The organism is Gardnerella sp. KA00390, assembly GCF_049244075.1.
GTDB classification, from domain to species: domain Bacteria; phylum Actinomycetota; class Actinomycetes; order Actinomycetales; family Bifidobacteriaceae; genus Bifidobacterium; species Bifidobacterium vaginale.
On record NZ_CP058372.1, the window covers coordinates 711,767 to 732,339 of the forward strand.

The following is a 20,573-nucleotide window of genomic DNA, read 5'->3' on the forward strand; positions in this document are numbered from 1 at the left end:
TATGAAGATATCTCATTTGAAAAAATCATATGGGGGAAAAGTCGTTTTAGATGACATTTCTTTGGAAAGCAGTGCTGGGCAAATTATTGCGTTAGTAGGCAATAATGGTTCAGGAAAAACCACGTTAATGAAGTGCATTGCAAATTTGATAGTTGATTATCAAGGCAATATTGAATTGGACGGTTCACTTTCATTTGCTATTGAGAATCCATCTTTTTATGACGAATTTTCTGTACAGGATAATCTTAGAGTGTTTGCTGCTTTGATGGGGAGAAAAGACTTTAATTGTGATAAATTATTGCATCAGGTGAGTCTCGACGAAGCAAAAAATAAAAAGTTTAAACAATTGTCGCTAGGTATGAAGCAAAAATTAAATATTGCTAGAATATTGCTCTCAAATAGTGAAATCATTCTTCTTGATGAACCTTTCAATGGATTAGATGTTCTTACTATAAAGCAGTTAAAAGACACTATCTTGTCATTGCGCTCACAAGGTAAAAGCCTTGTAATTTCAAGTCATATATTAGATGAGTTAGGTGAAATTGCTGATATTGTATGGTATTTAAAAAAAGGGAAAATTCAAAAAATTGTTAATTTTAACGATAATCTAAGAATTTATAATGTGATTGTTGTAAATGATGTGGATATTAGTAAATTGCTTTCTAACAGATATGAGGTTTTTTGTCGTAGCAAAGATAACAAAGAATCAACTTTTAGAATTAAATTGCCTAGAGAGGATATTGCCAAGGTTCTTAAATTGCTGATTGAGCATGGGGCACAAATCGTGGAATACAGTGATATTACACATGATATTAAAGATTTTATGTTGGAGGAAGATGATAATGAAGCACTATATAAAATCAGAAATTATTAAGTTTAGTCATCAGAAGCTTTTCTTATTGTCTTTTGTTTTGTATTTGGCATGTTGCGTGTTTATAGTATTTCAAGCTAAAAGAGGTGCATTTTTATCACAATATAAATTCTTTTCAACGATAACTATACTATTTTTAAGCCTATATCAGATATTATCAATTGGTGAATGGCAAGAGAAGAAAATTATTCATCATTATCTAGAGTATATTCCTAATAGGATTAAATTATTGTGTTTTATATATGGTGAATACGTAAGCATTTATCTAGTCGTAAATTTGGTATTTTTGTCACTAAATTACTCGTCTCTAGGGATAGTTATGCATCAACTGCTCGTATATCCGATAATTTTCCTTTTGTATATTGCTATAAATATGAATCTGTTGATATATTTTGAAAAAGTTGGTGTTACGATGATTCTTTCCTTTATATTATTATGGATATTGCCGAATTTGATAAACATAATATTGTCTCAAACATCCGTGTATTCTTTTCAGATATTTTATTATTTATCACCAGACTCGTTCACCGCTCTTACGCCTGTAACTTGTATTATTGCTCTAATGTATATTGTTATGTTTTTCCTATTGTCGTTATTCCAATTTATGAAAAAGGAGTACTGAGTTATGAAAAGTGTAATATCTCGTATACTTCCAGCTATTGTCATAATGTTATTCGTTGGTTTTATTGCATATATTCATTTGAGTGGCTTAAGACCCTCATTTTCAGTATTACAGGAGAATAATATCTCAAATCTTAAAACTGGAGAAGTGCTCTATTTTGGTAGTTCAGGCTGTGGAGCATGTCAGGAATTCAATAAAGTTCTAAAAGAATATCAAGATGAAACGCATGCTAAAATTTATTATTGGGATGCCACAGACATGAAAATTGTGAGAAAGGCAGCTGAAATAAAGATTTACAATACTCCAACTATTGTAATGAGGAAGCGTGGGAAACTGGTAATTTCTCAAGGATATAAGAATTTGAAAGAGTTAAAGACTTTTGTAGAAAGCTAGTAGCGATGAAGAAGATTATTTTATACATTGTTTTAGTATTCAGTTTAATTGCAAATGCTTATTTTATTGTTGGACAAACTTACGAAAAGGATATGACGCATCCTACATTGACTATGTATGATAAGTTAAATAGCCTGTTGGAAAAAAATTTTGTGTTGCGCAATAATGATGGAAAGAAGCTTATAGTTTATTTTGGAAGGCCGGGTTGTGGTGATTGTAATAAATTTGATCAAATATTGGGGGAAATGATCGACAAATATAAAATTAGTGATAGATTATATTATGTCAATGTTGAGAGGATTCACGAAAATAAATCTGAATGGCTTCAGTTTAAGAAGAAGTATAACATTAAAGGTACTCCGACGTTGGCTATATATAATCATAGAAAATTGTTAACAAAACTAGATTTTGAGGAGCATGGCGGATTCTCTCTTAAAGAACTAGAGATGTGGATTAGTAGAAATCTTGTTTCAGAATAACTAATAATGCAAATGCTTGATTTTTATGGTTATTTCCTAGAAAGTGTGCATAGAATTGGTGTGTCGTTACCATATTCTCATATTCCTGCCAACCCTTTTCGTATAAACAAGTATGAATCCTCCCATGGTTTGTACGGGATTAATCGCGTTACCGTACCCTGTTATTTCTTCTTTTCCTCGTGAGGAGTATTTATAGTTTTTGTTTAAAAAACTTAACAGCCATTTCATAAGCAAATGTAACAGTTTTTTACGTGTTATATCTTGGCAATGTTGTATTAAAAAAGAGCCGCATGTTTCGCATATCTCCATCGTATTTTCTTTGCACTGGTTTTACCATTCTTAACCATCTTGTTGCTGCATACACTACCAATGGGATTATTGCAAGAGTTCATCATTTAATTACAACAGTAGATTAGGTTAGTTTCATTAAAGTATTCTAATTGTAGTCTATTTGCATAATTTAGTATTTTTTTTGGGGGGGGGGGGATAACCCTATTTCTAGTTGTTACAAGTAAAACTTAGAACACCTTATACATTTTATATGTTATCAAAAATAACAACAACAATTGTATGGCAAAAAATTATTGGATAGAATGAGTATTAAACCCAATGATAGGTCTTTTATATATTGTAAATACAAAGGAGAATTTCTATGAAATGTCATATTTTTAAGTCTATTGCTGTAGTTGTTGCAGCATTATCAACCTGTATTTCTCTGGTATCAACTGCTCAAGCTAATGAGATAGTGGATAACGGACCAAGTGTTGTAGAAAGCAATGTCAGTGATGCGAATATAGATAATTATGCTAAGCGTCTTGAAATTATTTTTTCAAAGTATCTCAAGTTTAATGAAATTAATAAAAAATGGACTATAACACAAGCAGGGGAGTTTTCTCATGTTCCGAAAGAAGTGCTTGAGAATTTAATTCATAAGCTCAATGCAAATGCATCTGTTGGTGAGATTTCGTCTAATGATAATCATGCAGTGCGTTCGAAGGATTATGCTAAATGTATAATTAAGACTACTGGTCTAATCGGTATTACTGGAGTATTTACTGCTACTTTCAAAAAGTTACTTGAAAAGCATCTTTGGAAGCAAGCTGCTATGTATATTTTAAAGGCAGTTGGTTCATCCGCATTTAGAGGTGGAGTTATGGGCCTAGCTACAAGTTTAGCAGCTTCTGCTATTTGGTGTTCGACTCCGTTTAGTGAGTGAGGAGGATATTCTCATGTACAAGGTTCTTATGTTCGTGCTGAAGTTGGTTATGTTTACAGCTGTGAATTTTATGGTCCTTTACTTGTCGATGGTGGTATTCGGCCATGATTTTGGTGTGATGTTCAAAACGTATGGGAATGCGCTCGGTCCGTTTACGTTCGTGCTTGCTTTGATGACAACGATGTCGTTGCCTAATGAAGGAACTATTTTTGAGGGTAAGCGGCAAAAAGTGTGCTAAAAAACCGAGTTTTCGTTGAAATAACAAGGAAAACTTGCTGTAGTTAAGCTAAAAAAGCTTAACATTTAGTATTACTTGACATTGAAAACAAAAGGGGCTTAGGACAATTTTTAGACATTTTGTGCAACCATAGCACGATGTTCCATAATTGTCTTTTAAGCCCCATTTTAATTCTGTGATTGTTGTAAAAATCAATATAAGTATGAATAGCTTGACGTAATTCTTCTGTACTATCCCAGTTATGTTGCAAGAAGGTTTTCTCTTGCCAGAAGCAGGCTATCTTCTTGATATTAAAAACCATAAATAGATTCAAAAATGCATGTTTAGACCATTTGAGCCAGTCTGTTTCATTATAATTATTCTCTTTAACTACTCTAATCTTGCGCTCTAAAAGTCCAATACGTTGCTTAAGTGGAATTATTTTGCCAGTTGTTGCAATAGAGAAAATACTGAAGCATATAAGAGTTTACTTAATAATTTATTAGCTCCTACTGTTGTTATTACCGATGGGAATACTGGAGCATTGAGTGCTATTAAACAAGTTTGGCCAGAGACTCGAGTACAACGCTGTTTAGTACATGTTAAACGTAATATACGCGTATTAACTACAAGCAAGCCTAGGCTGCAATCACATAAGGCTTTGTGGGGTTTAGCTAAAAAGTTAGTCAAAATCAGAACGTTGAAAGAATCTGATTTATGGGTTAATTTACTACAGAAGTCTTATAACCAGTGGAAAGATTGGCTTAATCAAAAAACGTTCCGTAGGAATGTTTCTGAAGAAAATATTCCTTCTTGGGTAAGAAGTAATCAACAATGGTGGTATACGCACCAGACAGCAAGAAAAGCTTGTAATCTGCTTGCTAGACAAGTTAAAAATGGTACGCTATTTACCTTTCTTGATCCTCTACTATTAGAGAAAACGAGCGTTCCTATTCCTAGTACTACTAATGCTTTAGAAGGTGGTATAAATTCACAGATAAAGAAATTGGTAAGTGTCCATAAAGGATTATCTGAAGATCACATGCGTAGAGCTATAGAATGGTGGTGTTACTTCAGTCGTGAAAATCCTTCAAATCCTAAACAATTTATAACTTCTGAATGTTTTAAACCAAAAACTAAAAAAAATTATTATTGATGATAATCCAATCGGACCAGCTCATTTAGACACTGAATTTGACTTATATAAAGCTGACTATCATCCAGATATTTCAATCAGAAAAGGGACTATGCGTTAACGACACGCCGACCAATAGACACACTTTTTGGCCGATTACCCTTAGTTTCCCCTACACGCACGACAGAATAAATCGGGCTTGACACTGCAAAATCATTCACAAGCATCAAGCCCAATACGTCAATTGCCGATCATTGCAACCATTTTGGATTCACAGCTGGAATTCCCGGATATAAATTCGTATTTTTCTGAGCTGTCAAATAGAGAAAATCTTTATTAACTTTTATTTTTTTCAATAATTTTCCAGTCTTCCTATCAAATCGTTCGATAACAAAATCTTTCAAATCAGAGGTATCGATAATCGATGGTATACGAACTATTTCATGGTTTCCTACCAGCAAACGATAGTTGACGCCCGCTGACGACTCTTGACGCGTAGTTTTATCTAACAATCGGCGAAGAACACCTGTTTGCGTATCAAGAGTAAACACTCGTCCATTCTCAGTATCAACAATATGAAGAAGCTTTTCATCGTATGCCTGTGCGTTTATGTAGCCAGCAATCTCATAAGAGACCGTGGTCGGACCATACAACACTTGACCTTTGCTGTTCTTCAATGGAATTGTTGTTATTTTACCAGTTTTCACATCCCATCGCACAAGAAAATGTTCCTGAATAGTTTTAACATCATCAGCAGAATCGCTGTGTTCTACTGCCATATCCTTTGTGCGAGCAGACGATGGACCATACGAATATAAGAAAGTAATCACACCATTGTTGCATCGTGGGATATAAGCAGCATCAATTACTCCTGTAGATTCATTTTCTCCTTGATATAATTGCTCACCCACCATGTCTTTTTCATGGTGCCGCGATACCTCATTTAGGCCAACATTTGCTTCATTGACCATGCGATACAATACAACTTCATGCTTGTCTGTTTGAGCAATTGCATACGCTTGATTGCCACAGGTAGAACAAGTTTTAATAAATAGGCTCTCTGAAAATTGTATTGTTTGCTGCTTACTATCACCTTTAGAAGTCGTAGAAAGAATCTTATATGTTGTTTTACCTCTATGCTTCATCATGCTTTCGTCATACAGATCAACAAAACCGCCATTAGCAAGAGAAAATGCAAAATTCTGACGTTGCACCTTTTCTATAGAGTTTACCGTAGGTTTTCCAGCGTTCACTGGTATGAAATAACTATCACGGGAATCTGTATAGTGAAGCGCCTCAGTATTCCAAATTGGCGTTTGGCCTTCTATATTGCTCACCTTATGCAGCTTAAAACTGCCATCTTCATAAACAATTGACATAAATGCGTTGCCATTGGGAATAAGAGATGTCTGAGGGTTATGCAGCGGGATTGCAACAACCGCATGCTGCAACCGAAGATTTTCAAATTTCTCCGAATGAGCAGATACTGTATATTCTGTCGATAAAACCCAATGAAAGACACCTATAGTAACGGCTGCAATTACAGCAATTATACCTATAACCCCGAAAATCCAGACTACTACTCTATGAGTTTTATTCCCAGCTGTGAATGAAGATTGAGGTGCAGCATTACGCACATAATCATCATTCACTCTCTTGTGAGCTTCAGATTCATGAATAAATTTTTTCCACATAATGACCGCACCTCAACTACTGAACATATTGATATTCCCTAACATATCCAGAATTTTTAATATCATATGGCCACACATATTCACCACTACCAGTATCCAAATCAATACCAGCACCATAATAATATGCAGCCCACACTAATTGAGAACAGTTAAGACCTCCCCAATCATTTCTATTAGTATCAGTAATATCTGCATTGTAACCCCTACCAATATAACCAATTGCCCGACGCGCCGCTTTATCGCGGTTTCCCTGGGAAGTTTTTACTTCAAGAATAGAGGCACCGCCGGCTGCGACACTATTTTTCCTTGATACTCGATGAGCATTCTGGAACATCCCTACTGCTTCGACAATATCATCACGATTAACATAAATTCCAGTATGCCCATGCTTCCAAACGAAAAATGATGAATTATTAGAAACAAAAATATCTCCTGTATGACGAGCTCTTGGTAACTGTGTATTCCCACTTCTTACAGAGAATCTCGCAGTATCTAACACTGAATCACGAACCGATTTCTCCACCCTACTAGCAATCGAGTCAGGGCTCTCACCAGTGCGACGCGAGGTCTCCTTTATCTGCTCATCAATTTCTTTTTCACTGAGTGTGTGATTCAGATAAGTTGATATATCCCCCAGTCTTTGCTGATAATTCTCATTATTATCTTGTCCAAATGCCAATGGGGAAAAAGTAAATAAACAAGCAGCAGAAACAACTACAGATAGACTTCGCATTATTATATTTTTCATAATATCTCTTTCTCGATAAGAAGGCATACTATGCATCTTTACAATAGTAAAACACCTTGCTCTTATTGTACGCTTCTATGAAAAAATATGCAATACTCTTTCCCTGCAATCTCGTGAATACGACACCGTATATGTGCGTATTTGTCAGGTTTTTGAAGAGCCTTTTTAGCATAGTAATAACTTGAACGTTTTATCTGAAGTGTTTTAATCAGAAGCTCTAACGGTAATACTAAAAGTAGTTAGGCCTATAACACTTTTTGCGGAGTGAGGATTTCTTATATTAATACGGTTGGGATTATATTAGATTTGTTGGGATTGTATTAAATACAGTTGGGACTTTATTAGCCACGGTTGGGACTCTATTAGAGCGTGGCTAATGCTCGTTTTGTTTTCTAAAACGAGTGTTGTTTAACGAGAAGGGGGGTGAAAACATTGTTAACGCTTAAACCTCAAAGCACGTAGCTTTCAAGGCAAGTGTGATTTTTACATGTCAAACTGTTATAAAAACGAGATTATTCCACTCTTTTTTACACTCATGATACGGGTTTTAAGAAAGAGCGGGTAAATGTTATAAGAATTTTTGGAACAATTAACAAGATTGTGGTTAATGATTAATCAATAAGACACTACTAATAAACAGTTAAAGCCTGATTAGCTATAGGGCGATGAGATACGTCAATAGGATCCTCATGGTTTTTTCATGACTCCTATGAAGTACCTCTATTCTACTATGGCTGTTTTTCAGGTATTAGAGTCGGTGCTTCATAAAGTATCGGCTCTTTTTTGTATGTGTCTTCACCCTACCGCTGCAGGCGGGAAGGGTGAGCATGAGGACTCGCAAAACTAATAGCAACGATCGAGCAACATATAAGTATACAAGTTGTGTTCGTAATGAAGATGGTAGTTATAGTGAAGAAACTATCGAAATCAAGCCGGGCGAAAATGGTGTCACTGAAGCTGATATTAAGATGCTTCATGCTATGGATGACAGTGAGGTTTACTACAACAATAAGAATCTGCGTCCTACTAGAACTGCTGAAGAAAAAGCTGAAATTAAGGCGTGGAAAGAGAAGTACATCAAACGTTTCGAAGAAAGATACGGCTACAAACCCAACAAGGACGACGTTGACTACGCTGCTGAAGAGCGTTTCCCACGTAACTATAATCTTTCGCTTGATTTTGATGCAGATGGCGAGCTTGAAGTAGATAAAAGTCATGTTGCTGAAGCTCTTAGTACTACTGATGATTATGGTTTTAGCGGTGATGATTATGGTTTTGAAATGTCAGAGAGAACAGAATCCATGCTTTCAGTGTTGACAGATAAGCAGAGTCAAGTAGTAAAACTGATGTTTTTTGGAGGATACACTCAGTCAGAGATTGCAAGCATGCTTGGTATCTCGTCTGCTGGTGTGAAAAAGCATATGGATAAGGCTCTCGAAAAGCTTAGAAAAACGCGTTAAAAAATTCTAGAAATTTTATTTGGAAGAGGTTAAAAACTCCTCCTTTTTCTTTGCCTGTGATGTGTAAGGAAGAAACCCCTTATAGAAAGGAGGCAAACCATGAAACACAAGATCGTTATTAACGTCACCGGTGAAAACGGTGAGAAGAAACAGGTTCTACGTGGAGCTGTGATGCGATTACCTCAACGGTTTATCCGCTGGCTGTTTGGTGATTACTCGCAAGTCTACCTATTAGATCCTGGAAAGAGCGTTCAGTCAGTTGATGTCAAAGAAGTTTAAGGAGGAAAACCGTGAAAAAGGAAATATTGAGAGAAGTCATCAAAGACTTGGAAAACTTAACAGCTCATCTTAAAAAACTATTTGATGATGCCGGTGCTTCTGATGCTGGTTGTAAAGAAACAGTTCCTAATAATAAGGAGTCTGTTAAAAAGGTGAGTTTAGAGGATGTGCGAGCGGTTTTAGCAAAACTTAGCCAACATGGTAAAACCGCGGAAGTAAAAGCGCTTATCGTCAAGTTCGGAGCTAACAAGCTTTCAGAACTTGATGAAAGTAAGTACGCTGAGCTTCTTGAAGAGGCGAAAGGTATGACAAGTGACTAAGCATGCTTTACTTTCCCCATCTTCTGCTCACAGGTGGATTAAGTGTACTCCTAGTGCTGTTTTAGAAGAAAAGTTTGAAAACACTACTTCTGTGGCAGCTGAGGAAGGAACGGCGGCACACGCGTGGTGTGAGTACAAGCTAAATAAGCTTCTTAACCGTCCGTGTGAAAAACCGTCAACAGAGTATGACTCAAACGAGATGCAGGAATGCTCGGATGCTTACGTGGATTTCGTAATGGAAAAATACGAGCAGGCAAAACTTAACTGCCAAGATCCCATTCTTCTCATCGAGCAGAAAGTTGATTTTTCAGCTTACGTGCCGGACGGGTTTGGTACAGCGGACTGCATTATTGTAGGCGAAAAAACGCTGCAGGTTATCGACTTTAAGTACGGTCAAGGCGTGCTGGTTGATGCTTACGAGAATCCGCAGATGAAATGCTACGCTCTTGGAGCTTTAACGCTTTTCGACAGCTTGTACGAGATACAAACTGTTGAGATGAGTATTTTTCAGCCAAGACGTGACAACGTATCCACTTTCACACTACCTGTCAAAGAGCTTATCTCTTGGGCTGAAAAAGTGCTTAAACCAAAAGCAGAGCTTGCTATTAAAGGCGAAGGCGAATTTGAAGCAGGTGACTGGTGCAGGTTTTGCAGGGCAAAAGCTACGTGCCGTAAACGTGCGGAAGAAAACCTTAAACTTGCAGAACTTGAGTTCAAAGAGCCATCTGTTTTAACAGATAGTGAGATTGAAGAAGTGCTCACGCTTATCCCACAGTTAACAAAGTGGGCTGATGATGTTTTAGCGTACGCCACAGATTCCGCTATTAACCACGGCAAAGAGTGGAGCGGTTTCAAACTCGTAGAAGGCAGATCAGTTCGAAAGTTTAAGGACGAGACAGCGGTTATTGAGAAAGCAAAAGCCGCAGGCTTTACTGACATTTTCAAAACTAGTCTTATTGGTTTAACAGAAATGCAAAAGCTGATGGGCAAGAAAAAATTTGAGGATATTCTGGGCGACCTCATTATAAAACCGTCCGGGAAACTTACGCTCGTACCAGACTCTGATAAGCGAGCAAAAGTTAATGTTTCAAACGCAAATCAAGAATTCAAAAAGGAGAATTAGTACTATGTCTAAATTAAATAACACGAAGGTTATCACCGGCAAAAACACGCGTCTTTCCTATTTTAACGGTTGGGAGCCAAAGTCTATTAATGGCGGTCCTGAAAAATATAGTGTTTCACTGCTTATTCCTAAAGATGATGTTGAAACAGTAAACGCTATTGAGAAAGCTATTGATGCTGCTATTGAGGAAGGTGTCGGCAAGTTCGGCGGTAAGAAACCAAACAAGGCTGCTCTTAAAACACCACTCAGGGACGGGGATATTGAGCGTGATGATGAAGCGTATAAAGGACACTACTTCATTAACGCGAACTCAACCACGGCTCCGCAGATTGTAGACAAACAGGTAAAACCAATCATGGATCGCAGTGAAGTGTATTCAGGCTGCTATGCGAGAGTTTCCATCAACTTCTACGCGTTTAACTCTAACGGTAATAAGGGTATCGCTTGCGGTCTTGGCAATATTCAAAAGATCCGAGACGGTGAACCACTCGGCGGACGTAGCCTCGCAACCGATGATTTTACGACTTTAGAAGATGATGATTTTCTAGCATAAGGAGCGTGAGTTAATTATGGAAATTGTTATAGCGGTTTTTATTTCAGTGTTTATAGGAGTATTACTTCTTGATTTCACGGTAAAGAAACTCGTGAGTCTTTACGTTGATATTAAACACATTCTAAATAGGAATTAGAAGATTCCTGAAAATAGGATTTAGAAGATTCTATAAGTGGGGTGGCAGGTTTTCTGTCACCTCTTTTATTAACTTGGAGGTGATGTAATTTGGAAAATTTGAGTATAGATTTAGAAACGTTTTCCTCCGTTGACCTTAAAAAATGTGGTGTTTACAAGTACGCAGAATCGGATGATTTTGAGATACTGCTTTTTGGTTACAGTGTGGACGGTGGTGAGGTTCAGGTCGTTGATTTAGCACAAGGTGAAACCATACCCGAGGTTGTGCTTTCTGCTTTAACGGATGAAACGGTTACAAAGTGGGCGTTTAACGCTCAGTTTGAAAGAGTCTGCTTATCGCGCTACCTGCGAGATAAAGGCATCAATGTTAACCCTGGTCAGACAGTGAAAAGTGAAAGCTTGTTTTTAAACCCAAGCTCCTGGCATTGCACAATGATCTGGTCAGCCACCCTGGGACTTCCCATGTCGCTTGAAAACGTGGGAGCAGTACTGGGTCTTGATAAGCAGAAACTCACTGAGGGTAAGAATCTTATTAAATATTTCTGCCTGCCGTGTAATCCTACGAAAGTAAACGGTGGAAGAACAAGAAACAAGTATTTTCACGATAAGGGAAAGTGGGAGCAGTTTAAATCGTATAACAAGCGTGATGTGGAAGTTGAAATGAGTATTCAAGAAAAACTCTCACGCTTTCCCGTACCAGACTTTTTATGGCAGGAGTTTTATCTCGACCAAACCATAAACGACCGTGGGATAGGAATAGATCCTCTTTTCGTTGAATCAGCCATAAAACTCGACTTAGAGGTGAAAACGCATCTCATGAGTGAGCTTAAGCATGTTACAGGTTTAGAAAACCCGAACTCAGTGTTACAAATGCGCTCTTGGCTTAAAAAGCATGGTCTTGAAATGGAATCGCTTGGTAAAAAAGAAGTAGCAAAACAGCTTAAAACAGCTGGTAAAGAGTTGGCAGAAGTTTTACGGCTTCGACAGCAGCTTGCCAAATCATCGGTGAAAAAGTATACGGCGATGAAAAACGCTGCCTGCATGGATTATCGGGAGCGTGGCATGTTTCGCTTCTATGGTGCAAACCGAACAGGAAGATTCGCGGGAAGGCTCGTGCAATTACAAAACCTACCACAAAACCATCTGCCTGATCTAGCTGAGGCTAGAAGTCTTGTTAAACAAGGAAATGTTGAAGCGTTGGAAATGCTTTATGAGGATATTCCGGATACCTTATCCCAGCTTATCCGCACTGCTTTTATCCCACGCACGGGATTTAAGTTTATTGTCGCAGACTTTTCAGCGATCGAAGCGAGAGTCTTGGCTTGGCTTGCGGGTGAAAAATGGCGTATGCGAGTATTCGCGGAAGGTAAAGACATTTACTGCTCGTCAGCATCTCAAATGTTTGGCGTACCTGTTGAAAAGCACGGGGTAAACGGGCATTTGCGGCAGAAAGGGAAGATCGCGGAGCTCGCTTGTATTGCTGAAGGTGAACTTGTACTCACAGATGAAGGGCTTGTTCCAATTGAAGAAGTCACTACAAAACAAAAAGTGTGGGACGGAGAAAACTGGGTCAACCATAACGGAGTTGTTTTTAAGGGTGTAAAGGAGGTAATCGAGTATGAAGGACTTAGAGCAACACCAGACCATCTCGTCTGGGTTAAAGGGAAACCGAAGCCAATACGGTTTATTGAATCCGCCATCTGCAAAACACATCTCATACAAACCGGAGATGGTCGGAGAACAATATGGCTGGGTGAAAATCATAAGTGCAGAGAAACGCTGGAATCAAAAGCAAAACCACTGTTATGTACTGACACAATGCGTAGGGTGCGGAAGCGTCCAATGGCAGGACTTAAACAGTATAAAGTCGGGCAAATCAAAAGGGTGTCAAGCTTGCTCGCAGCCGAAACAAATACCAATATGGTTAGAAAAACGGCTAAGTGCTGCAAAACAGCGATGCATCAATCCAAGAGATCCAAATTACAAAAACTATGGTGCAAGAGGGATAAAGTGGTGCTTCCATTCTGTTTTAGAAGCAGGCTTGTGGATTTTACAAGAGGTAGACAATGTGCGAAAAGACTGGGAATTAGATCGGATAAATACAAACGGCAACTACGAAAAAGGAAATATCCGCTTTGTTCCAAGAATAGTCAATCAAAACAACAAGCAGAACGCTATCCTAACACGGTGGGAGCAACAATATTGGCCATACGCAAGATCGGTAGTTACAAGAATGCTATCGAAAGGAATAGGCAGAGAAGAAATCATATCAAGAGCAAATACAGCTGTAGCACAACACAGAAAAAACTGGCGTTTAATCGAAGCAAGGCTCGAGTTTATGACATACGAAATGCCGGACCAAATCATCGTTTTACCGTATCGGGAAAGCTCGTGCATAACTGTGGCTACGGTGGTGCAGTAGGAGCATTAAAGGCAATGGGTGCTCTTGATATGGGTTTACATGAAGATGATTTGCAACAGTTAGTTAATGATTGGAGATCTGCTAATCCACATATTGTTTCACTGTGGTGGGATGTGGACAGAGCTGTAAAACAGTGTGTACACGAACACGTATCTGTTCGAACACACAATATAGTGTTCACTTACAAGAGTGGGTTTCTTATCATCAAACTGCCTTCGAAAAGATGCCTCTACTATGTGAAGCCACGCGTGGAAGAAAACAAGTATGGTGGCGAATCAGTCACCTATGAGGGTGTGGGGTCTACTAAAAAATGGGAGCGGCTGGAAAGCTACGGGCCTAAATTCGTGGAAAACATTACGCAAGCTATAGCTCGTGACATTCTACTTTACGCCATGCAAACGCTGAAAGAATATCGCATCGTTGCTCACGTGCATGATGAAGCCATTATCGAAACCGATAAGAATGTGAGTGTTCAAAGCGTGTGTGAGCTAATGGGAAGAACACCACCTTGGGCAGAAGGGCTTGTTTTACGAGCTGACGGCTACGAGTGCGAGTTTTACAAAAAAGATTAAAAAAAATTTAGGAGCAGGGTTAAAAACCTGCTCTTTTTCTTTGCCTGTGATTTAGAAGGTAATACCGCCTTCAGAAAAAATCATAGGAGGTAATTTTATGAATGAATTACAAGTATTTAAGAATGTAGAGCTTGGCTCTGTTCGCACAACAGTAGTAGATGGTATTCCTTATTTTGTGGGTAAGGATGTGGCTGAGATTCTTGGTTATCGTGATACATCTGATGCTCTGAAAAGGCATGTAGATGAAGATGATAAGCTGACTCGGTGTTTCACCGACTCAGGTCAGAACCGAGAGATGTATGTTATTAACGAGTCTGGTTTATACAGTCTTATTCTTAGAAGTCAGCTCCCTAAAGCGTGTCAGTTTAAACACTGGGTTACATCACAGGTTCTTCCAAGTATCCGTAAGCACGGTATGTATGCTACAGATGAGCTTATCAACAACCCTGATATGGCTATCGCTGTTTTTAACGCATTGAAAGAAGAGCGTGCTAAAAGAGAGGCGTTAGAGCTTACGACTGCTATGCAAAAACAGCAGATAGCAGAGCTTAAACCAAAAGCCAGCTATTACGATGTTGTGCTTAAATGCAAAGACATAATCTCCATGCGTGTGATTGCAAAAGATTATGGCAAGTCAGCACAGTGGATGAACAACTTTTTGCATGAACTCGGTGTGCAATATAAGCAGTCTGATATCTGGCTTTTATATCAAAAGTATGCAAATCAGGAATATACGAAATCTCGCACAAATACCTACGAGGATTCTAACGGCGTCACACACTCAAAAATGCATACTTATTGGACTCAGAAAGGCAGGCTTTTCATCTATCACCTCATGACACAACACGGGATCTACCCGTTGATTGAACAGGAGGCTAAAGATGAGTAAGTCTTATAAAAAACATTTAGAAACGACACCGAATTTTAAGCCTATCGTCTACATTTGTGCTCCCTACCGTGGAGATAAGGAGAAAAACGTGCAACATGCTATCCGGTGTGCGGCTTACGCGTATTCACGCGGAGCAATCCCTATCACTCCACACCTGCTTTTCCCGTTCATGGATGATGAGAATCAAAAGCATAGAGGGGACGCGATGTTTATGGACATTATCCTCTTAGGCAAATGCAACGAACTGTGGGTGTTCGGAGAAAAAATCACAGGCGGCATGCAAGTAGAAATCAATCTTGCAGAAAAACGCAGGCAGCCGATTAAGTATTTTACGGATAAGGATTTGGAGGTGAATATTGATGCGTAGTTTAGCTATCGCTTACGGTAACAACAGGCAGGCAAAGACATGGGTTAATAAGACCATCACCTATGATGAGCTGAAAGACAGTCTTAAAGTGACGATTCGTACCTCAGAGTCAGCGGAAGAGTATGCAAAAATGAAGAAAACGGATCGTGATCTTGCAAAAGACCACGGTGGTTTCGTTGCGGGAGCGTTGGCTTACGGTAGACGAAAAGTCGACAGCGTTGAATTTCGCTCCATGCTCGCCTTAGACGGGGATCATGTTGCTAAAGACTTTATTGCACTCTACGAGAGTGTTGCGCCTTACACGTCTTTTCTGTACACGACACACAGCCACACGCCTGATAATCCGAGGGTGAGAATTGTTTTTCCTTTAACAAGAAATGTAACGCCTGACGAGTTTGTAGCAGTATCAAGGTATTTAGCTGACATGCTGGGTATTGACCAGTTTGATGAGTGCTCTTACTTGCCTAACCAGCTCATGTACTGGCCGTCCACGCCACAAAACGGCGTGTACGAGTATAAAGAGGTTGAAAAAGACTGGCTTAATCCCGATGATATTTTATCCGCTCACCCTGAGTGGACAGATCCAACCAGGCTTCCGACCTCATCTCGTGAGAGTAAAGCAAATCAGGTGCAAAAGCAGAAAGTGCAAGACCCACTCGCAAAAAATGGTGTAGTTGGATTGTTTAACCGAGTATTTAACCCAGTAACTCTTGCTTTAGAAAAGTTTTTAAGCGACGTGTATGAGCCGACAGATAACGAAAACCGCTGGCATCTTATAGCCTCACACAGTATGGCAGGAGTTGAGATTATCGAAGACAAGTTCGTTTACTCTCATCATGCTAAAGACCCAGCATATTTGAAACTGTGTAACGCTTTTGATATCGTTCGCACACACAAATTCGCTAGCTTAGACGAGAAAGAGTCGTTTAAGAAAATGAGCGAGTTTGCGATGAGTCTTGATGAAGTAAAACTTCAAGCGGCAAACGAGAGACTCTCGGAAGCGGAAGATGATTTTGTTGACAGTGAGGATTGGAAGAAAAAACTACGCTACACGTCTAAAGGCGCGGTTTTAGAAAACTCGCTCTATAATGCGAAACTCATTATTAAACATGATCCTTTGCTTAAAGGAATCGTTTTTAACCAGCTGGCTGATGGTCTTGAAATTAAAGGCGATGTGCCTTGGCAGCATCCTGCGAAGTTTTGGAGGGACGCGGACGATGCGCAGCTTATCTGCTATGTTGACGACCATTATGGCTCGTTTTCACAGAGAAACTATGATATTGCTGTCACGAAAGTATCAGATGATAGAAGTTATCATCCGATAAGACGCTATTTTGAGAGTCTTCCTCAATGGGATGGTGTGAAACGTGTAGACACGCTTTTTATTGACTATCTTGGTGCTGAAAACAATGAGTATATTCGTGCAGTGTGTAGAAAAACACTGTGTGCAGCATACATGCGTATCTACCATCCCGGTATTAAATTTGACTACCTTCCTGTTTTTAACGGTGCGCAAGGTATAGGCAAGTCAACGTTTATAGCAAACCTTGGCATGGAATGGTTTTCAGATAGTCTCACGCTTTCAGACATGAACGATAAGACTGCGGCTGAAAAACTCCAAGGATATTGGATTCATGAAATCAGCGAGCTTGCGGGCATGAAAAAAGCTGACCTTGATAAGGTAAAAGCTTTTGTTTCAAGACGTGACGATAAGTATCGTGCTTCTTTTGGAAAACGTGTAGCACCACACCCGAGGCAGTGCGTGTTCTTCGGTACAACGAATAGTGAAAACGGTTATTTAAGGGATGTTACGGGTAACCGGCGTTTTTGGAATGTGAAAGTGTCGGGAAACGGTAAGTATAAGCCTTGGGAAATGACACGAGAACTGGTTGACCAAATATGGGCGGAAACCATGGTTATTTCCAAAGCTGGTGAAGAACTGTTCCTTGACAAGAGCTTAGAGGCTTTCGCTCAAGAAGAACAGCGTGAAGCCATGCAGCAAGACGACCGCGAAGGCATTGTCAGAGAGTATCTTAACATGCTTCTACCTGATACTTGGGATGAAATGGACATTTACAGGCGGCGAGATTACTTCCGTGACATGGAGGATCCGACACGACCTAAAGGCACGATTAAACGCATGGAAGTATCCAACATTGAAATATGGTGCGAATGCTTCGGAAAAGCCAAAGAAGATATTAAGCCTGTCGACAGTTACGCAATATCGGCGATTATGAAACGTTTGAAAGACTGGCAAAGATCTGACAATCGTAGAACCATACCAATCTATGGAAGGCAAAGAATTTATACCAGAATTTGAGTGGACAAGCGGAGAAAACAGGACAATTGAATGTAGCTTGTCCTGACTTTGTCACTTGTCCCACTAATAACAACAGGCTTTGGACGAACAGGGACGGACAACACATGAAAATCTATATTAAATAAAATCTTTATTTATTACTTATAGCGTACACGTAACACGTGTATTCGCGCGTAAAGGGATTTTTAGCCATTTGTCCGTCCTTGTCCCGATAGAAAGGATAAAAAATTATGAGAAGTAAACAAGCAAGAACAATGGAAAGATACATGAAAGCAGGAGCTGAAATGAGACTGCTTAAGAGTCTTAGTGCAAGGCTTATCACAGATACAGGCTCTATCCTCTTAAAAACGCAGCAGGATAAATTGATGAGAGCCATGGATAAAGTCCGTCAGCTATGTTCGCTAGCAGAAGAAAACATGTTTAAAGACTATCCCGATTTAGGCAAAGACTATATTGATGTGTTTTACGGCGATGTTTCTGATGAGCCGAGAAATGAAGTGGATAAGAAAATCATTGAGATGGCAAAAGAGGTATCTGATGGGCTTTTTACGAGAAAAGGAAACTGAGCGAAAACTCGTCTGTGATGTTAAAGCTGCGGGAGGATTTTGTTTAAAGCTTACAAGTCCTTCCGTTGACGGGCTTCCTGACAGGCTGGTTTTACTGAATGGCGGAAAGATTGGTTTTGTCGAGCTTAAAGCACCAGGTAAAAAGCCTAGAGTTTTACAGGTGAAACGGATGAAAGACTTACAGGCTTTAGGTTTTAAGGTTTTCGTGGTTGATGAGAAGAGTCAGATTGGAGGTGTGATTGATGCGATACGAGCCACATGAGTATCAAAAGTATGCGACTGATTTTATTATCACACACCCGGTTTCAGCGGTTTTGCTTGAAATGGGACTTGGTAAGAGTGTGATAAGTCTTACAGCGATTAACGACCTGATGCTTGACTCGTTTGATGTTTCCAGGACTCTTGTTATTGCTCCTCTTAGGGTTGCGAACACTACGTGGCCTTTAGAGTTAGAGAAGTGGGAGCATTTAAAACATTTGACTTATTCTGTGGTAACGGGCACTGAGAAGGAGCGGATTCAAGCACTAAAGACGCCTGCTCACGTTTATATTATTAACCGTGAAAACGTGGAGTGGCTGATAATGAAAAGTGGCCTGCCGTTTAATTTTGACATGGTTGTGATAGATGAGCTTTCAAGTTTTAAATCGTATCAGGCGAAACGTTTTAAAGCATTATTGAAGGCTAGGCCGAAAGTTAAAAGGATTGTTGGTCTTACGGGAACTCCTTCTTCTAACGGGCTTATGGATTTGTGGGCTGAGTTTAGGCTGCTTGATATGGGTCAAAGGCTTGGCCTTTATATTACGTATTATCGGCAGAACTTTTTTGATCCTGATAAGCGTAACCAGCATATGATTTTTTCTTATAAGCCTAAAGATGGTGCTGAGAGTTTAATTTATAAGCAGATAGCTGATATTACGATTTCGATGAAGTCGAAAGACTATTTGAAAATGCCTGCGTGTGTGATAAACGAGGTGAAAGTAGAGTTATCCGGTAAGGAGCGAAAACTTTATGATGAGTTGAAACAGGATATGGTGGTGTCGTTGGAGGGTAAAGAGATTGATGCGATTAACGCAGCGTCTCTTTCAAATAAGCTTCTTCAAATGGCAGGCGGCGCGGTTTATAACGAGAAAAAAGAAAGCGTTCATATTCATGATCGTAAGCTTGATGCTTTAGAGGATTTAATCGAGGCTGCTAACGGTAAACCGGTTCTTGTAGCTTACTGGTTTAAGCATGATCTTGAGCGGATTAAGAATCGTTTTAACGTGCGTGAGATTAAAACGAGTGCTGATATTGCTGACTGGAATGCTGGCATGATTCCTGTAGCGTTGATTCACCCGGCTTCTGCAGGTCATGGTCTTAACCTACAGGCTGGCGGTTCAACTCTTATCTGGTTTTCCCTGACTTGGAGTTTGGAACTTTACCAGCAGACGAACGCTAGGCTTAACCGTCAGGGTCAAACCGGCACGGTTGTAATCCATCACATTATCACTAAGAACACGATTGATGAGGATGTGATGAGGGCTTTAAGCATGAAGGCTAAAGTGCAGGATGCTTTAATCGAGTCGGTTAAAGCAAGACTATCAATTAACGAAGTGAGGGAAAGGGGTTCTAGAGAGAACTTACCTCAAAATGGAGGTAAGAATGAACAAAAAAGAATACTTACGGCAAGCCTATCTTCTTGATAAGCGGATTAAGGCTGACATGGACGAGGTAGTAAGACTGCGTGAGCTTGCTACAAGTGTTTCTTCATTAAGATACGACAGAGAGTATGTGCAGACGACTCGAAGCGTGGAAGCTCCGTTTGTGAAAGCTCTTATAAGGGTTATGGATTTAGAAGCAAAGATTAACATGGAGATTACGATGCTTATCAGTTTGAAAGAGCAGATTTTGGATGTGATTTCTAAACTTGAAAGCGTGGATGAGCAGATGATTTTACGCTACCGTTACATGAGTAACATGACGTGGGAGGATATTGGTAAAGAACTCCATGCAGGTGTCAGAACAGTTATCAGATGGCATGGTAATGCGTTAGAACATCTTGTTTTTCCTGAAAACCCTATTCGAATCTAAAAATTGAGAAAAGTTGGCATGCTTTGGCATGGTTTGGCATGAGATGGCACTGCCTTCTATATGGTATTATAAACTTAGCAAAAATTATAAATACTAAGCCTTGGAAGAGTAATCTTTCAGGG

At 39.4% G+C, this 20,573-nt stretch carries 23 protein-coding genes and 1 pseudogene; 21 read left to right on the forward strand and 3 right to left on the reverse strand.

The genetic code is table 11. The features are described 5' to 3' along the window. Position 1 precedes the first annotated feature (1 nt). The 7 genes from HXT53_RS02715 to HXT53_RS02745 all read left to right on the forward strand — a co-directional run bounded on the left by HXT53_RS02715 (position 2) and on the right by HXT53_RS02745 (position 3,819). On the forward strand, positions 2-874 hold the full coding sequence (locus HXT53_RS02715; RefSeq protein WP_032837326.1) for an ABC transporter ATP-binding protein: 873 nt from the start codon (positions 2-4) through the stop codon (positions 872-874). Next, entirely contained in the window at positions 843-1,493 is a 651-nt protein-coding gene (locus HXT53_RS02720) for a hypothetical protein (protein WP_004117174.1), read from the forward strand. Before HXT53_RS02715 ends, HXT53_RS02720 begins: the two co-directional genes overlap by 32 nt. A gap of 3 nt (positions 1,494-1,496) precedes the next feature. Beyond that, positions 1,497-1,886, forward strand: a complete 390-nt coding sequence (locus HXT53_RS02725; protein ID WP_421780587.1) for a thioredoxin family protein — start codon at positions 1,497-1,499, stop codon at positions 1,884-1,886. 5 nt (positions 1,887-1,891) lie between these two features. Then, complete coding sequence (locus HXT53_RS02730) at positions 1,892-2,365, forward strand: thioredoxin family protein (RefSeq protein ID WP_004125686.1); 474 nt, start codon at positions 1,892-1,894, stop codon at positions 2,363-2,365. Positions 2,366-2,655: 290 nt separating this feature from the next. Continuing rightward, positions 2,656-2,781 (forward strand): hypothetical protein, encoded by a 126-nt coding sequence (locus tag HXT53_RS02735; protein ID WP_421777202.1) that lies wholly within the window; start codon positions 2,656-2,658, stop codon positions 2,779-2,781. A 236-nt stretch (positions 2,782-3,017) separates the two neighbouring features. Beyond that, a complete protein-coding gene (locus HXT53_RS02740; protein WP_421780590.1) occupies positions 3,018-3,581 on the forward strand; it encodes a hypothetical protein in 564 nt (187 codons plus the stop codon). Positions 3,582-3,594: 13 nt separating this feature from the next. Beyond that, positions 3,595-3,819, forward strand: a complete 225-nt coding sequence (locus HXT53_RS02745) for a hypothetical protein (protein ID WP_048730096.1) — start codon at positions 3,595-3,597, stop codon at positions 3,817-3,819. 58 nt (positions 3,820-3,877) lie between these two features. Here the strand turns inward: HXT53_RS02745 and HXT53_RS02750 are convergent, their stop codons facing one another. Next, on the reverse strand, positions 3,878-4,120 hold the full coding sequence (locus HXT53_RS02750; protein WP_421780592.1) for an IS3 family transposase: 243 nt from the start codon (positions 4,118-4,120) through the stop codon (positions 3,878-3,880). A gap of 132 nt (positions 4,121-4,252) precedes the next feature. Between HXT53_RS02750 and HXT53_RS02755 the strand changes: the two are divergent. Next, positions 4,253-5,054, forward strand: a pseudogene (locus HXT53_RS02755) (transposase); the annotation flags it as partial. Positions 5,055-5,184: 130 nt separating this feature from the next. Here the strand turns inward: HXT53_RS02755 and HXT53_RS02760 are convergent. Both HXT53_RS02760 and HXT53_RS02765 read right to left on the reverse strand, forming a co-directional pair. After that, a complete protein-coding gene (locus HXT53_RS02760; RefSeq protein ID WP_421780594.1) occupies positions 5,185-6,627 on the reverse strand; it encodes a hypothetical protein in 1,443 nt (480 codons plus the stop codon). Positions 6,628-6,643: 16 nt separating this feature from the next. Further along, positions 6,644-7,375: a hypothetical protein gene (locus tag HXT53_RS02765; protein ID WP_230454223.1), complete on the reverse strand. Its 732-nt coding sequence runs from the start codon at positions 7,373-7,375 to the stop codon at positions 6,644-6,646. Positions 7,376-8,202: 827 nt separating this feature from the next. On the opposite strand from HXT53_RS02765, the gene HXT53_RS02770 reads away from it, so the two are divergent. From HXT53_RS02770 to HXT53_RS02830, 13 genes are all read left to right on the forward strand, one after another. After that, positions 8,203-8,835 carry an RNA polymerase sigma factor gene (locus tag HXT53_RS02770; protein ID WP_421780697.1) on the forward strand — a complete coding sequence of 211 codons (633 nt, stop codon included), beginning with the start codon at positions 8,203-8,205 and terminating at the stop codon, positions 8,833-8,835. Between the two features lie 99 nt (positions 8,836-8,934). Further along, positions 8,935-9,114, forward strand: coding sequence for a hypothetical protein (locus tag HXT53_RS02775; RefSeq protein WP_004114712.1), 180 nt, complete (start codon positions 8,935-8,937; stop codon positions 9,112-9,114). Positions 9,115-9,125: 11 nt separating this feature from the next. Continuing rightward, positions 9,126-9,434, forward strand: coding sequence for a hypothetical protein (locus HXT53_RS02780; RefSeq protein WP_421780596.1), 309 nt, complete (start codon positions 9,126-9,128; stop codon positions 9,432-9,434). Then, positions 9,427-10,557 carry a DUF2800 domain-containing protein gene (locus tag HXT53_RS02785; RefSeq protein WP_421780598.1) on the forward strand — a complete coding sequence of 377 codons (1,131 nt, stop codon included), beginning with the start codon at positions 9,427-9,429 and terminating at the stop codon, positions 10,555-10,557. Before HXT53_RS02780 ends, HXT53_RS02785 begins: the two co-directional genes overlap by 8 nt. Before the next feature lie 4 nt (positions 10,558-10,561). Continuing rightward, positions 10,562-11,110 carry a DUF2815 family protein gene (locus HXT53_RS02790; RefSeq protein ID WP_421780600.1) on the forward strand — a complete coding sequence of 183 codons (549 nt, stop codon included), beginning with the start codon at positions 10,562-10,564 and terminating at the stop codon, positions 11,108-11,110. 225 nt (positions 11,111-11,335) lie between these two features. Next, complete coding sequence (locus HXT53_RS02795; RefSeq protein WP_421780602.1) at positions 11,336-14,239, forward strand: DNA polymerase; 2,904 nt, start codon at positions 11,336-11,338, stop codon at positions 14,237-14,239. 97 nt (positions 14,240-14,336) lie between these two features. Next, positions 14,337-15,128: a phage antirepressor gene (locus HXT53_RS02800; protein WP_421780604.1), complete on the forward strand. Its 792-nt coding sequence runs from the start codon at positions 14,337-14,339 to the stop codon at positions 15,126-15,128. After that, the gene (locus tag HXT53_RS02805) at positions 15,121-15,495 is read left to right on the forward strand and encodes a DUF4406 domain-containing protein (protein ID WP_416431892.1); all 375 of its coding nucleotides are present in this window, start codon (positions 15,121-15,123) and stop codon (positions 15,493-15,495) included. Before HXT53_RS02800 ends, HXT53_RS02805 begins: the two co-directional genes overlap by 8 nt. 130 nt (positions 15,496-15,625) lie before the next feature. Further along, positions 15,626-17,815: a VapE domain-containing protein gene (locus HXT53_RS02810; RefSeq protein WP_421780606.1), complete on the forward strand. Its 2,190-nt coding sequence runs from the start codon at positions 15,626-15,628 to the stop codon at positions 17,813-17,815. A 230-nt stretch (positions 17,816-18,045) separates the two neighbouring features. Further along, a complete protein-coding gene (locus tag HXT53_RS02815; RefSeq protein WP_421780608.1) occupies positions 18,046-18,381 on the forward strand; it encodes a hypothetical protein in 336 nt (111 codons plus the stop codon). Then, positions 18,353-18,643: a VRR-NUC domain-containing protein gene (locus HXT53_RS02820; RefSeq protein ID WP_421780610.1), complete on the forward strand. Its 291-nt coding sequence runs from the start codon at positions 18,353-18,355 to the stop codon at positions 18,641-18,643. Before HXT53_RS02815 ends, HXT53_RS02820 begins: the two co-directional genes overlap by 29 nt. Further along, entirely contained in the window at positions 18,624-20,063 is a 1,440-nt protein-coding gene (locus HXT53_RS02825; RefSeq protein ID WP_421780611.1) for an SNF2-related protein, read from the forward strand. Before HXT53_RS02820 ends, HXT53_RS02825 begins: the two co-directional genes overlap by 20 nt. Further along, positions 20,023-20,451, forward strand: coding sequence for a DNA-directed RNA polymerase sigma-70 factor (locus HXT53_RS02830; protein WP_018645368.1), 429 nt, complete (start codon positions 20,023-20,025; stop codon positions 20,449-20,451). Before HXT53_RS02825 ends, HXT53_RS02830 begins: the two co-directional genes overlap by 41 nt. Positions 20,452-20,573: the final 122 nt, after the last annotated feature.